The following is a 12,763-nucleotide window of genomic DNA, read 5'->3' on the forward strand; positions in this document are numbered from 1 at the left end:
CCGTTATCCCCCTTATCCCTACTTGTTGTTGTATACAATTTCTCCATCTACCATCGTGAGTACAGTCCATCCCCTACATACCCAACCAGCAAATGGTGTATTTTTGCCTTTACTTTTAAAATGATCGGGATTAATGCTTCTCTCAGTCGTAAGATCAAATACTGCCAAGTCAGCAATTGCTCCTACTTCTAATTTTCCATAGGGTAGTCCAAACAGTTCGGCTGGTTTTGTAGCCATTTTGTCAACCAACTCAGCAAGAGTTAAAATTCCTTTTTCTACAAGATACGTATAAAGGAGTGGAAATGCCGTTTCTAGTCCGACTATTCCGAATGGAGCACGCTCCAATCCTTTTGCTTTTTCTTCTGATGTATGTGGTGCATGATCGGTAGCAATGATGTCAATGCTTCCTTCTTTTAGTCCAGCGATCAAAGCTTCACGATCCTCGCGGGAGCGAAGTGGTGGATTCATTTTCCAGTTAGAATCTAGACTGTTTGGAATATCCTCATCACATAACAACAGGTGGTGTGGAGTTACTTCCGTTGAAACGTTGATGCCTGCACGTTTACCATCGCGTACAAGGCGCACCGATTCTTTTGCGCTGATATGACATACATGATAGTGAACCCCCGTTGCTTCTGCTAGTAGAATATCTCGGCCGACATGCACGGATTCTGATGCAGACGGGATACCTGGTAGCCCATGCTTGGCTGCTGTCATCCCGTCATGTAAAGCCGCACCCGGAGGCAACAAATCATTGTCTTCGCAGTGGGCAACGACGGACATTCCTAATGCTTTAGCCCGTTTCATTGCTTCTACCATCATTTTAGTAGATTGCACTCCTACCCCATCATCAGTCAGGGCAAAGGCTCCAGCTTGTTGTAAGGCCGCAAAGTCTGTGTGCTCTAAACCAAGTTGACGTACTGTAATGGCAGCGTAAGGCAAAACACGTGCCATGTTCGCTTGTTTTGCTTTATTGAGGACGAATTCTACGGTTTCAACACTGTCGATCACTGGGCGTGTATTTGGCATGCAGGATACCGTGGTGTAGCCACCCGCCACTGCTGCACGTGCTCCCGTTTCAATCGTTTCTTTAGCTTCAAATCCTGGCTCACGGAAATGCACATGTACATCCACTAGACCTGGGGCTACGAAGTGTCCATTCAATTCCACCACTTCATGATCTGCTTCTACCTCGATGTTACTCTCGATTTTAACAATGCGATCTTCTACAATTAACAAATCCTTGATCGAAAGTTCACCTTGTTCGTTTAGCAGTTTGCCATTTTTAAGGATGATTCCCATGTGCTCATTCCTCCTGTCATCATTTTAGCGATTACGGCCATGCGTACAGCCACCCCATTTGTAACTTGGGGGAAAATAACCGACTTCTTACTTTCTACCAGTTGTCCATCAATCTCCACTCCTCGATTAAAAGGAGCCGGATGCATAATAATTGCATTTGTCTTCATCATGGCAGCTCGTTCCAACGTAAGTCCATAAGCCTGATGATACGTTTCCTTGGATGAAAAGAGCTGACCAGTATGACGTTCTAGTTGTACCCGTAGCATCATTACCACATCCGCTTTTGCTATGGCTTCCTCCATCCCCACCACTCTTACACCTTCTGGCAAGGCTGTCTGATCACGCAACAACTGATCTGGTCCTGAAATCATAAGTTTAGCGCCAAGCTTAGGTAATGCATCCAAGTGCGAACCGAGCACTCTGCTATGGCGCAAATCACCAACGATCGCTACCTGTAACCCTTGAATGCCCCCGTGATGCTGCTTCATTGTCAGTAAATCCAGCAAGCATTGAGTTGGATGTTCCATCGTGCCTTCCCCTGCATTTACAAGGTGCATGTTCAAGTTTTGTTCGTTAGCAAGCTCAGTGAATAATCCATTTTGTCCTGTGCGAATAACAGCTGTCTCTACTCCCATCGATTCAAGTGTTCGCAAAGTATCATAGATTGTCTCACCTTTGGTAGTGGAAGAGCTGCTATCACTAAAATTCAATACGTGAGCACCCAAACGTTTTTCCGCTACTTCAAAGGAAAAGCGGGTTCGCGTACTTGCTTCGAAAAATAGGTTAGCTATGAATCGTCCCTGCAATAGATTGATATTTTCGTTTGGCCTTGCTGCAAAGTATTCCGCTTCTCGCAAGATTGCTTCGATATCACCTTTACTAAGGTTTTTTATTCCCAGCAGATTCTTCATTATCCTCCACTCCTTCGCCTGTCTGGTCTGTCATAATGCTTATGCTGCCGACTCTACTTGATCCTTGTGCGCCTCACCCATCGCAGATTCTTTTCCAGGCAAGATCGCATGCAGGAAAATTCCTATGAAAGTAGCAAATGCTACATTATCAATCGTTAAGTTCTTCAGGAAGCTTTGCCAGAAGGTAACTCCCTCAAAGCTAATTTTGTATCCGCCGATTCCTGTTACTAGAATGGAGGCGGCAATAATCATGTTACGTTTATTTGAAAAATCTACTTTATTTTCAACATACATCCGGAACCCTTGGGATGCGATAATCCCGAACAGCACGATCGAGACTCCACCAAGTACCGGCGTTGGAATGGTTAAGAGAAACGCGCTGATTTTTCCACAGAAGGAGAATAAGATCGCGAACACTGCCGCTAGGCCAATGACTGCTCGACTATAGACTCGGGTGATTGCTAGAACACCCATGTTCTCGCCATAAGTCGTACTAGGTGGTCCACCGATAAAGGCGGCAACCGCAGTAGCTACACCATCACCTAGTAAGCTTCGGTGCAAGCCAGGTTCCTTCATTAAATCACGATTCATAATTTTACTTGTTACTAATAAATGACCCAGATGTTCTGTTAAGGAGACAAATGCAATCGGTGCAATAATTAGGGCCGACAACCATGCTCCTTTATCCATCATGGCAGTTGTTAGCAAGCCTACATGCAAGTGTTGCGTAAACATTTCCGGTAAGCTGATGAAAAGTGGGGCATTTGTAATGGAAGCCCAGTCAATCAATTCAGCATGTCGTAGGGCTGTATAGCCGTATCCACCAATGATTCCAAGCAAGATGGGAATCATTGATAAGAATCCACGTAGCATAACCGCAGCGATAATTGTTACCAGCAGTGAAACTAAAGAGATTTCAATAGAAGTGAGCGAGATTACTGACTTTCCCTCTACTGTTACTTTTGTAGCCATATCGACAGCTACTCCGGCCAAGCTCAAACCAATAACCACGATGATGGATGCAATCACAACTGGAGGGAGTAATCGATCTAGCCAGCCTACCCCAAATTTTCGTACCATTGCTGCTACTAGCACATATACCAGACCAGATAAAAAGCAACCCAATAAGGCAACTCCTTGACCATATGTTGCAGTCACCGTAATGATTGGTCCGATGAAAGCGAAGGAAGATCCAAGATAGTTAGGAATTTTTCCTTTTGTAATCATCATGAAAATTAGAGTACCTAAACCACTCGCGATCAATGCAGCTGATATATCTAAACCCGTTAAGATTGGGACTAGTACTGTGGAGCCAAACATTGCGAATAAGTGTTGAATACTAAGTGGTAATAAACGAGTCAAAGCTGGTGTTTCATGTACGTCTACAAAGTCTTGTTTGCTCATTATCTCCCCTGCTTTCTGGTATTTTTTGCACAAAAAAACCTCTTCGTGTGTACACAAAGAGGCAGGTCCAAGCACAGAGGTACGCATACCTCCAGCGTTAGATCGTGTCCCCTTGCTAACCTCACGGGATTAGCCTTAAAGAGGCATATATAGTTGTCGATTCATTCTTCTTTTTGCATCAGTGAAACTTTATCCGTTCCATCTACTTCTAGTAATTGTACAGCAATAATTTCAGAACGGGACGTTGGCATGTTTTTGCCCACATAATCAGGTCGGATGGGCAATTCACGGTGTCCACGATCCACTAATACAGCGAGTTGAATCATCGTGGAGCGTCCTTGATCCACTAAGGCATCCAGAGCAGCTCTGACAGTACGACCTGTATACAGCACATCATCCACCAAGATGACCTTTTTTCCTGTAATCTCAGGTAGTTTCGCACCATGAACAATTGCTTCCGATGACCTGTGTGTCAAATCGTCCCGGTACAGGGTAATGTCCAATTCACCAAATGGAAGCTGTACATTCTCAATTTGCTCGATTCGTTTGGCTAAGCGTTCTGCCAAATAAATACCGCGAGTTTTAATGCCGATGATCACACAGTCCTCTACGCCCTTGTTACGTTCAATAATTTCGTGAGCAATGCGAGTTAAGGCTCGTCTAATAGCTGCTTCATCCATCATAATGCTTTTTTCGTTCATTGGAGTTGCTCCTTTCAGCAGAAGTAGATGACCTTTACAAGACTCGGGAGGCTACTATCTGCTAGCTTGTGTTCTTCTTGGTGGTTTGACACACAAAAAAAGCTTCTTGTCTCACTGACAAGAAGCTTCGTGCGTACATAAAGAAGGGTATAATTATCCCAACCATATCTACGTTATTCACCGTCGCCCTTGCCAGCCTCACGGGACTGGATTTAAAGGTTACCTTTTGTTACGAATGATTATGACATACCTTTTTATATCTGTCAACACATTTAACTTTTTTGCTCACGTAAGAACTGAATCTCTGCTTGCAATTCCTTTGGCGTTGGTGCCTCGAATTCCATGTATTCACCTGTACTTGGATGAATGAATCCTAGTGTTTTCGCATGCAAGGCTTGACCATTGATATCCAGTGTTTTTCGAGGTCCATATTTTGGATCACCAGCTAACGGATAGCCAATATATTTCATATGAACACGTATCTGATGAGTGCGTCCTGTCTCTAGCTTTAATTCCACAACGGTAAAATCCTTCAACCGCTCCAGCACGACAAAGTGCGTCACAGCGGGCTTACTATTACCAAAGACAACTGCCATCTGTTGACGATTTTTGGGATCGCGTCCGATTGGCGCATCAATAGTCCCCATCTCATGTGGGATTTCCCCGTGAACAAGCGCCACATATTTACGATTAACGGTATGTTCCTTTAATTGAGCAGCCAAACTCGCATGAGCCTTATCGTTCTTGGCAATCATTAATAACCCAGATGTGTCTTTATCAATACGATGAACGATACCTGGGCGCATCACACCATTAATGCCAGATAAATCCTTACAATGGTACATGAGGCCATTTACTAACGTTCCTGTATAATGACCCAACGCAGGATGCACGACTAAACCACGTGGTTTGTTTACAACCACGACATCAGAATCTTCATAGACAATATCTAAATCCATCTCTTGCGCTTCGATCTTCAACTCTTTTGGAGGTGGCACACGCAAACTGATCTCATCATCCACTGCTACCTTATAATTATTTTTAATCGGAGCATCATTGACCGTAACTCTTCCATCTTTTACCCATGCTTGTACTTGAGAACGAGACCATTCTCCTTCTTGCATGGTCAAAAATTTATCAATGCGTTCCCCTGCTTCTTCTTTTTCCACTGTCCAATCATAACGTTCAAAAGTTTGCTCTGTCATCTATAAGCTCCTAAATGTATTCATTCTAATTGTAGTATGCTCTTACTTGCTGGAAGAATGTGATGGCTTGCGAGATTCCATAAAAATATCAATCAGCATCACGGCCACACCAAATGTAATTGCCATATCGGCTACATTAAAGATTGGGAAGTTGATAATGACAGCGTGTAAAAAGTCCACTACTTGTCCCGTTGAAACCCGATCAATAAAGTTACCGATGGCTCCACCCAATACGAGTGATAAGGCAATGGACATACGCGGATTGCTTTTTCCTTGTTTGTAAAGAGTATAGATAATCCCAATTACAACTAGCGTAGTGATAATAATAAAGAACACGCGACGGTTCTGGAGCATGCCAAACGCAGCACCCATATTACGGTGTGAAGTTAAGTGGAACACATTTTCAATCAACGGAATTGATTCTCCATATTCCATGTACTTCACCACGAGATGCTTGGTCCATTGATCCAAGGCAATAACCGCGAGCGCAATTATGTAGTATATATACATAACAGCCTCCTTACATAAATGGCGTAGAGTAACACCGCAAATTGTACCACAGGCAAAATCAGTTGGGCAATTTTTTTCAATAACTTCCTGCTTGTTTATTAGATAGAGCTCTTTTTATGTCTTTCTTTATGTTTCATGGAAGTCAAACCTTTCAGCTTCCGATAAAAGCGATACCCTTTGCGTACCAGATCAAGTGTCCACAATGGAATTTTGATACGCCGATCTTTAAGATAAGGGTAATAAATACGATAATAGGCACTTCTAATATCCTTCCATTTGCGATCTTCCCCCGGATGGATATAGTCGCTCACATCAATGATATAGGCATGTCCTTGATACATGAGAACATTTTTACCATGCACATCTTGAGGGTATAATCCCTTCGCTCTCGCTTCATCTAGTGCCTCGTCTACTTCTTTTATTACATTTTCAGGAATAGGGATTCCATAGCGTACACAATCAAACAACGAGATTCCTCTCATACGCTTGATTACTAGATAATTTTCCCCCTTCTCATAACAAATCGGATAATACTTTGATTCACCTAGCCGACGATATACCTCACTCTCTTCTTCAATTCCTGGCTTTCCTGGTGCATATAGTTTAACAACAACGTCAGGATAGTCAGGATGACAGAATACACCTGCGTAATTACCAGTTCCAACAATCTCCCAGGGATGAGGAGCATAAAGGACTTGAACAGGGTCATAGGGAGAAGGTGAGTCCAATACTACTTCTTCTAAAAACCGATCTAAAAGAACCTGCTCCAATTTCATCGGTACCCTCTCTTCATCTTCACATCTTAACTGTTATTGTAACAAAGAAAGATGCGAGAAACATTGTTCCTTTTATCAGAGTAATTTTTTCTAGAAAGAACTTTTCGCCATGCATTTCATTTGACCTGCATACTTTTTACTGACATGAGAAAAAAACCAACTCACTAGAAGCCGGTCTCTTTCAAATCATTTTTTCTTATCTGTGGTTAAAAGCTTCTGTTTGGTCAATTAATTAGTTTCCTCAAACCAATCCCTCACAGCCTCTTTCAGCCGTTCTAACTCTTCTGACCCCGTTGCCTCACAATAAATCCGTAATAATGGCTCCGTGCCAGATGGGCGTATTAATACCCAGTGTCCACCTTCTAGTAAGAGCTTAAACCCATCCTGTGTATGAATGGCTTCGACCGCATACCCGGCGATCGTGTGTGGAGGCTTCTCTTTAAAACGAAGTAAAAAAGCTTCCTTTTGTTTAAAGCGAATGTCTAGCCTACTACTATACATACGTCCAAATTGGCGGTGGATATCCTCTTTAATCTCGTCTAAGCTCTTCCCCTCGACTGCACACATTTCCGCAATTAATAAATTCATTAAGATTCCATCCTTCTCAGGAATATGCCCCAGAATACTCGCTCCTCCGCTCTCCTCACCGCCAATAAGCACATTGCCTCTGAGCATTTGTGCCCCAATATATTTAAACCCAACAGGTGTCTCGATTAATTCCAATCCATAATGTTCACAAATGCGATCTAGTTGATGAGTGGTTGCTACCGTCCGAATGACTTTACCCTGACCATTTCGGTTTTTAACCATATGATAAGTCAGTAGCGTAAGCACTTCATTTGGAGATAGATACCTCCCCTGTCGATCCACGACTCCAAACCGATCTGCATCTCCATCGTTGGCTACACCCAAATCCGCATTCTCGACCAAAACTTGACGAGACAATTCTGCTAAATGATGTTCATTTGGCTCTGGTAGACCTCCGCCAAATAACGGATCTCTTTCTTCACGGATGCTTTTAACCGCAACTCCAGCCTCCTGTAATAGAGCACTCATATACCCACTCCCTGCCCCATGCATGGCGTCTACGACTACAGTTAGGTTTGCTCGCTGTAATACATCCATTCGAATAAGCCTGCGAATGTGCGCCTCATAGTGAGGCTTTAAGTGAATGGGTTGATATAGCTTACCATTTTTAGCCTCCTCGATGGAGCATGTCTGTACCTGTTCTCCGCTCACCTCAATCTGTTGAATCAATACCTCTAAACGTTGGGTAATATCAGGAGAAGCTGGCCCTGCATATTCGGGAATATATTTGATTCCATTGTATTCTGCGGAATTGTGACTAGCTGTCAACATCACCGCCCCGCTTACTCCAAAATGCTTTACCCCAAAGGCAACGACAGGGGTTGGTGTCGGCTCACTTACCAAAAAAGAAAGAATGCCGTGAGCTGTCAACACACGTACAACCTCTTGAGCAAACATTCGTCCCATAAAACGAGTATCATAGCCCACAATTATTCCCCGATCTATCCACCCATTCTCCTCTGTATAACAGGCAATTGCTTTTGCCACTGTCCGTACATTTTCCATCGTAAACTGATCTGCCATCACAGCTCTCCAGCCATCTGTTCCAAAAATAATCTGTTTTTCCATTTGATTCCCTCCACACTAGACAAGTAATAGTCGGGTCAAATACTCCATTTATACTTTATGAAGGGAAATAGTAGGATAGAAGGTTTTAGCACATAAACAAATAAAAAAGCGGCACGCTGGCCGCCTTTAATTAAATGTATGTATTCTCTATTTCTTCTCTAGACATCGGGGGTGCCCTCCCCTGATTCTTTACCATGCAGCGTACCGGTAAGCTGTCAATGTCACGCCTTCAGACCGCATGATCGGACAAAATTGGCCAGAAGCATAAAGCCCAAATTCTGCTACATACTGTTTGCCGGTTTGCAAATGTTCAACATAGCAAGATTCTGCTTCTTCTTTCATGTACACGTCTTTATACCCCACTTCCCTACTAGATGACATGCTTTCCTCCACTTCATAAAGACGAATTCCTTGTGTAATATTCGCCCAATCTTCATTTAGGTACCCTGCAATCATATGCAGGCGATATTTAGAAATATACCAATGGATATACACAGTATCAGGTGCCGTTGGGATAACAGCTATGATAGGGACTCGTTTTTCATCATCGGCAGCTCGCCCCTGCGCTTGTTCAGCTAAAAAATCTTTCGCCTGAGTTGTATAGCTCTCCCCTCTGTCCGTTTCCAATGGATAGACAGCAGGATAAAAAGGTGGGCTTACAACCTTTCCCATGAACAAATTAACGAAGGACTCCTCTGCTACGCCTTTGCTGCTCTCTTTGTTAGCCTGCGACTTCAGTCCAAATTTGTGAAGTTGGTATTTCACTTGGCCAATGGTCATCTCGCACCTTGTAGCGATCTCTTGTAGTGATAGGGACTGCGCTCGCATTTGTAGGATTCTTGTAATCATGAAGGTTGTGCTCCTTTCTGCTTAACTCATTGCTCTTAAGTATAAAAGAGCTTATCTTAAAATCATGTCGAACGCTGAACGCATAACTTTTCTTCTTTTGTCGATACCATCTAAAACGTTCGGCATAGAGAATGGTCGTTCGACAAACTTTTTATCTTCACTAAATTTTTAAAAAAGGGCAAGGCGAGGTATCCAAGTGGGTAAAAGACTCCTTAGAACCCACATATATACAAAAAACCACTCACAAGCTTCAGAATTTCTCCCTCATGCTTGGTAAGTGGTTTTCCTATATTTATTATCATGCTATGAAAAATTTCTATATACTAGTCTCTTACATGCGCACTGCTAAAATCACATTCTTTTAATTTTACAATCTTTGTTTTCTTGGTCCATTTGTATCCCAACCATAAGGCAAGGAAGATTGGAATACCGATATAGGATACCAGCATGGCGTTCCAATCAATTTGATCTCCAATAAATGCCTCGTAATTCTGTCCCAAAATAACAACCATACATAGCATAAAAGCAAACAGCGGACCGAATGGGAACCATCTTGCTTTAAACGGCAATTCACTTAAACTATGCCCTTGCGCCACAAACGCCCGACGAAAGCGATAATGGCTAATGGCAATACCCAACCAGGCAATAAAACCAGACATACCAGAAGCGTTAAGTAACCATGTATATACAACTCCATCACCGAAAAGAGAAGCGAAGAAAGCAACCATACCAACTGATGCTGTCATCAATAGGCAGTAGATCGGAATACCGCGACGGTTTAGTTTCGTAAAAAATTTAGGTGCTTTCCCATCCTTCGCCATCGCCCACAGCATACGTGTAGAAGCATACATACCGGAATTACCCGCAGACAGTACAGCGGATAAAATAACAGCGTTCATCACAGAAGCGGCAAAAGCCAAACCTGCTTTTTCAAATACCATCGTAAACGGACTAATTGCAATCGTATCTATATCGCCACCCACCAAATTCGGACTGGTGTACGGAACTAACAAACCAATAACCAAGATCGCCAAAATATAGAACAACAGAATACGCCAGAATACCTGCTTGATAGCTTTCGGGATGTTTTTACGTGGATCATCGCTCTCTCCTGCTGCTACCCCGATTAATTCTGTGCCCTGGAAACTAAAGCCGGCAATCATAAACACCCCAAGGGCTGCCATAAAACCTCCGTGGAATGGTGCATCACCAACGGTAAAGTTCTTAAAGCCAACAGCCTCTCCACCCATAATACCAAAAATCATTAAGATACCAACTATTAGAAAAATAATAACCGTTGCTACTTTAATCATAGAGAACCAGAACTCAGACTCCCCGTAGCCTTTTACAGATAGATAATTTAAACCAAACATCAAAGCTAAAAATAAACCGCTCCACAACATTGACGAACTATCCGGGAACCAAAATTTCATTAAAAGCGTCGCCGCAGATAATTCGGCTGCAATCGTAATGGCCCAGTTATACCAATAGTTCCAACCTAACGCAAAGCCAAGAGCAGGATCTACAAACTTGGTTGCGTAGGTACTAAAAGAGCCTGACTCTGGCATAAAAGCCGCCATCTCACCCAAACTAGTCATTAAGAAATACACCATAATACCAATAGCCAAATATGCTAAAATCGCGCCACCAGGACCTGCTTGGGAAATGGCTCCACCACTTGCAAGGAATAGCCCTGTACCAATAGAACCGCCAAGAGCGATCATAGTGAGGTGACGAGCCTTTAGACCACGCTTCAGTTCTTGTGGTTGTCCCCCGTCTCTAGTAGCCGATGTGTTTGTTGACCTTTCGTTCCTTGATGTTGCTTGTGGCATAAAAAAACACTCCTTTGTCTGTTCATAGATACATGCAAGGAAGGAGTGGGAATATAAAAAATCCGCCAATCAAAACCTGACGACGGATTTATACATGACCCGCATCATACCTTCCATGAAGATAGCACAACACGCTTATTCGGCAAATAAACGTGACAGTTCTGCCCCTTTCGGAAACAGCCCCAGCCTGTACATTACAGAGTCTTTGTACAAACTTCGGCGGTCTTTCCTTTCTGATGGAGTCTACAACTTCTCTGTGTCTCGTCCAGCATACTCTTAAATACCGCAACCTCTACCTCACCAGATATGATGAGGATTTGCTATTTTATTAAAAAAGATAATGTAATTATAGATGATAAAGCAGTAGTTTTCAACTAGTTTTTTATAGCCTTCTATTGACTATGATCTACCATGACTTTGTTCTTTCAGCCGTAAAGGCTGCTTTTGCATATAAGTTGCGCATCTCCACAGCCATTCCATTGGTCCAAAAGCGTACTGAGATAACCACCACTTACTAAACATTACCTGTAATAGATAGATCGTAATACAATATATAAATCCAATCCACAGTGGAATACCTGCCGTATTGGGAATAAACAGGGAAAACAATATGACTGTTATCAATGTCTGCAATAAATAATTGGTTAATGCCATTCGTCCCACATATGTAAAACCTTGCATTTTTTCTCGTAAACGTTTGTTTTCCAGCAACAGAACGATAGAAACGAGATAAAAGACAAACAGCGTTTTTCCTGTCAATTGAATGTACTTTTGAATTTCTTCAGACACATAGACATCATGGCTGAAATAAAAACGGAACATCGGAATAAATAACAGAATCGTTACTACTAGACTCACGATCTGAGTGATGCGCAATCCACGTTTCCATTCATGGACACGTTGAAAAAAGTTGATCTTTCCTGCACACAATCCCAGCAAAAAAAGTCCTAGTAATTCAGGAATATAGATGATTACATTGAGTATCTGGATTCCACTCAACATTTCATAGCGTTGACTTACTTTTTGTGTATAGTCTTCTAGTCCATTAAACCAAGGAGCTTCCAATAATACTGTTTGACCTAAATCAACATCACCGGAAAAAGCAAACCAGATAAATAACATAAACAGAGCCATTAAAAAAATACTCCAAACAAACAATGCTGATGCCTTTTGACGATAAAAAAATAACAGTAAAAGTCCCACTAATGCATACATATGTAAAATATCACCATACCACAGCAGAAGAAAATGTAAGCATCCCAGAAGGAACAGCACAGTTAGACGCCTGGAAAACAGGGTTCTCATCGCGTATCCTTTCGCTTCTGCTCTACTCATAAATAGATAAAACCCCAATCCAAACAAAAAGGCAAACAAAGAGTAGAATTTTGTCTGAATAAATAAGTCATAGCCAAACCGAAACACTGCATCCATGCCTTGGGTATATCCCCTTGTGTCTAGAGGTTGAATTCCTAGCATAGCTGGGAAGTTCACCAGAAATATACCCAAGATAGCAATGCCTCTAATTGTATCGATCGATGTTATTCGATCGTTAACGGAAATCGGTCTTGCTTGATTCATACATCACACCCCCTTCCTTTCTTGTTTGTTACTTTGCCT

Annotated in this window: 11 protein-coding genes and 1 riboswitch; all 11 genes read right to left on the bottom strand. The window is 42.4% G+C overall.

Translation table 11 applies throughout. The annotated features are described in order from the left end of the window. Positions 1–18: 18 nt before the first annotated feature. The 11 genes from ACQV1I_RS17835 to ACQV1I_RS17885 all read right to left on the bottom strand — a co-directional run bounded on the left by ACQV1I_RS17835 (position 19) and on the right by ACQV1I_RS17885 (position 12,724). Positions 19–1,302: a dihydroorotase gene (locus tag ACQV1I_RS17835; protein ID WP_116333415.1), complete on the bottom strand. Its 1,284-nt coding sequence runs from the start codon at positions 1,300–1,302 to the stop codon at positions 19–21. Continuing rightward, positions 1,269–2,213 (bottom strand): aspartate carbamoyltransferase catalytic subunit, encoded by a 945-nt coding sequence (locus tag ACQV1I_RS17840; RefSeq protein WP_094699497.1) that lies wholly within the window; start codon positions 2,211–2,213, stop codon positions 1,269–1,271. Before ACQV1I_RS17840 ends, ACQV1I_RS17835 begins: the two co-directional genes overlap by 34 nt. A gap of 39 nt (positions 2,214–2,252) precedes the next feature. Then, the gene (locus ACQV1I_RS17845) at positions 2,253–3,617 is read right to left on the bottom strand and encodes a solute carrier family 23 protein (RefSeq protein WP_116333477.1); all 1,365 of its coding nucleotides are present in this window, start codon (positions 3,615–3,617) and stop codon (positions 2,253–2,255) included. A 161-nt stretch (positions 3,618–3,778) separates the two neighbouring features. Beyond that, complete coding sequence (pyrR, locus tag ACQV1I_RS17850) at positions 3,779–4,318, bottom strand: bifunctional pyr operon transcriptional regulator/uracil phosphoribosyltransferase PyrR (RefSeq protein WP_116333416.1); 540 nt, start codon at positions 4,316–4,318, stop codon at positions 3,779–3,781. Between the two features lie 272 nt (positions 4,319–4,590). Continuing rightward, positions 4,591–5,523 carry an RluA family pseudouridine synthase gene (locus ACQV1I_RS17855; RefSeq protein WP_018671818.1) on the bottom strand — a complete coding sequence of 311 codons (933 nt, stop codon included), beginning with the start codon at positions 5,521–5,523 and terminating at the stop codon, positions 4,591–4,593. Between the two features lie 42 nt (positions 5,524–5,565). Next, positions 5,566–6,033, bottom strand: a complete 468-nt coding sequence (lspA, locus tag ACQV1I_RS17860) for a signal peptidase II (RefSeq protein ID WP_018671819.1) — start codon at positions 6,031–6,033, stop codon at positions 5,566–5,568. Positions 6,034–6,131: 98 nt separating this feature from the next. Continuing rightward, positions 6,132–6,809: a serine/threonine protein kinase gene (locus tag ACQV1I_RS17865; RefSeq protein WP_116333417.1), complete on the bottom strand. Its 678-nt coding sequence runs from the start codon at positions 6,807–6,809 to the stop codon at positions 6,132–6,134. A 228-nt stretch (positions 6,810–7,037) separates the two neighbouring features. Further along, positions 7,038–8,465, bottom strand: a complete 1,428-nt coding sequence (locus ACQV1I_RS17870; RefSeq protein WP_116333418.1) for a phosphoglucomutase/phosphomannomutase family protein — start codon at positions 8,463–8,465, stop codon at positions 7,038–7,040. Positions 8,466–8,654: 189 nt separating this feature from the next. Continuing rightward, positions 8,655–9,314, bottom strand: a complete 660-nt coding sequence (locus tag ACQV1I_RS17875; protein WP_197261407.1) for a DUF4912 domain-containing protein — start codon at positions 9,312–9,314, stop codon at positions 8,655–8,657. Between the two features lie 323 nt (positions 9,315–9,637). Continuing rightward, positions 9,638–11,038: an amino acid permease gene (locus ACQV1I_RS17880; RefSeq protein ID WP_376786035.1), complete on the bottom strand. Its 1,401-nt coding sequence runs from the start codon at positions 11,036–11,038 to the stop codon at positions 9,638–9,640. A 222-nt stretch (positions 11,039–11,260) separates the two neighbouring features. Beyond that, positions 11,261–11,449, bottom strand: a riboswitch (Lysine riboswitch). Between the two features lie 96 nt (positions 11,450–11,545). Then, on the bottom strand, positions 11,546–12,724 hold the full coding sequence (locus tag ACQV1I_RS17885) for a DUF418 domain-containing protein (protein ID WP_116333421.1): 1,179 nt from the start codon (positions 12,722–12,724) through the stop codon (positions 11,546–11,548). Positions 12,725–12,763 lie beyond the last annotated feature (39 nt).

It is taken from the genome of Brevibacillus sp. JB24b, from assembly GCF_051713385.1.
Classification (GTDB): domain Bacteria; phylum Bacillota; class Bacilli; order Brevibacillales; family Brevibacillaceae; genus Brevibacillus_B; species Brevibacillus_B laterosporus.

What these genes read in the sequence shown, in the direction of transcription:
- ACQV1I_RS17875 (WP_197261407.1), bottom strand. Translation starts at nt 9,314, where the DNA reads ATGATTACAAGAATCCTACAAATGCGAGCGCAGTCCCTATCACTACAA.
- ACQV1I_RS17870 (WP_116333418.1), bottom strand. Translation starts at nt 8,465, where the DNA reads ATGGAAAAACAGATTATTTTTGGAACAGATGGCTGGAGAGCTGTGATG.
- ACQV1I_RS17845 (WP_116333477.1), bottom strand. Translation starts at nt 3,617, where the DNA reads ATGAGCAAACAAGACTTTGTAGACGTACATGAAACACCAGCTTTGACT.
- pyrR (WP_116333416.1), bottom strand. Translation starts at nt 4,318, where the DNA reads ATGAACGAAAAAAGCATTATGATGGATGAAGCAGCTATTAGACGAGCC.
- ACQV1I_RS17865 (WP_116333417.1), bottom strand. Translation starts at nt 6,809, where the DNA reads ATGAAATTGGAGCAGGTTCTTTTAGATCGGTTTTTAGAAGAAGTAGTA.
- ACQV1I_RS17885 (WP_116333421.1), bottom strand. Translation starts at nt 12,724, where the DNA reads ATGAATCAAGCAAGACCGATTTCCGTTAACGATCGAATAACATCGATC.
- lspA (WP_018671819.1), bottom strand. Translation starts at nt 6,033, where the DNA reads ATGTATATATACTACATAATTGCGCTCGCGGTTATTGCCTTGGATCAA.
- ACQV1I_RS17840 (WP_094699497.1), bottom strand. Translation starts at nt 2,213, where the DNA reads ATGAAGAATCTGCTGGGAATAAAAAACCTTAGTAAAGGTGATATCGAA.
- ACQV1I_RS17835 (WP_116333415.1), bottom strand. Translation starts at nt 1,302, where the DNA reads ATGGGAATCATCCTTAAAAATGGCAAACTGCTAAACGAACAAGGTGAA.
- ACQV1I_RS17855 (WP_018671818.1), bottom strand. Translation starts at nt 5,523, where the DNA reads ATGACAGAGCAAACTTTTGAACGTTATGATTGGACAGTGGAAAAAGAA.
- ACQV1I_RS17880 (WP_376786035.1), bottom strand. Translation starts at nt 11,038, where the DNA reads ATGATCGCTCTTGGCGGTTCTATTGGTACAGGGCTATTCCTTGCAAGT.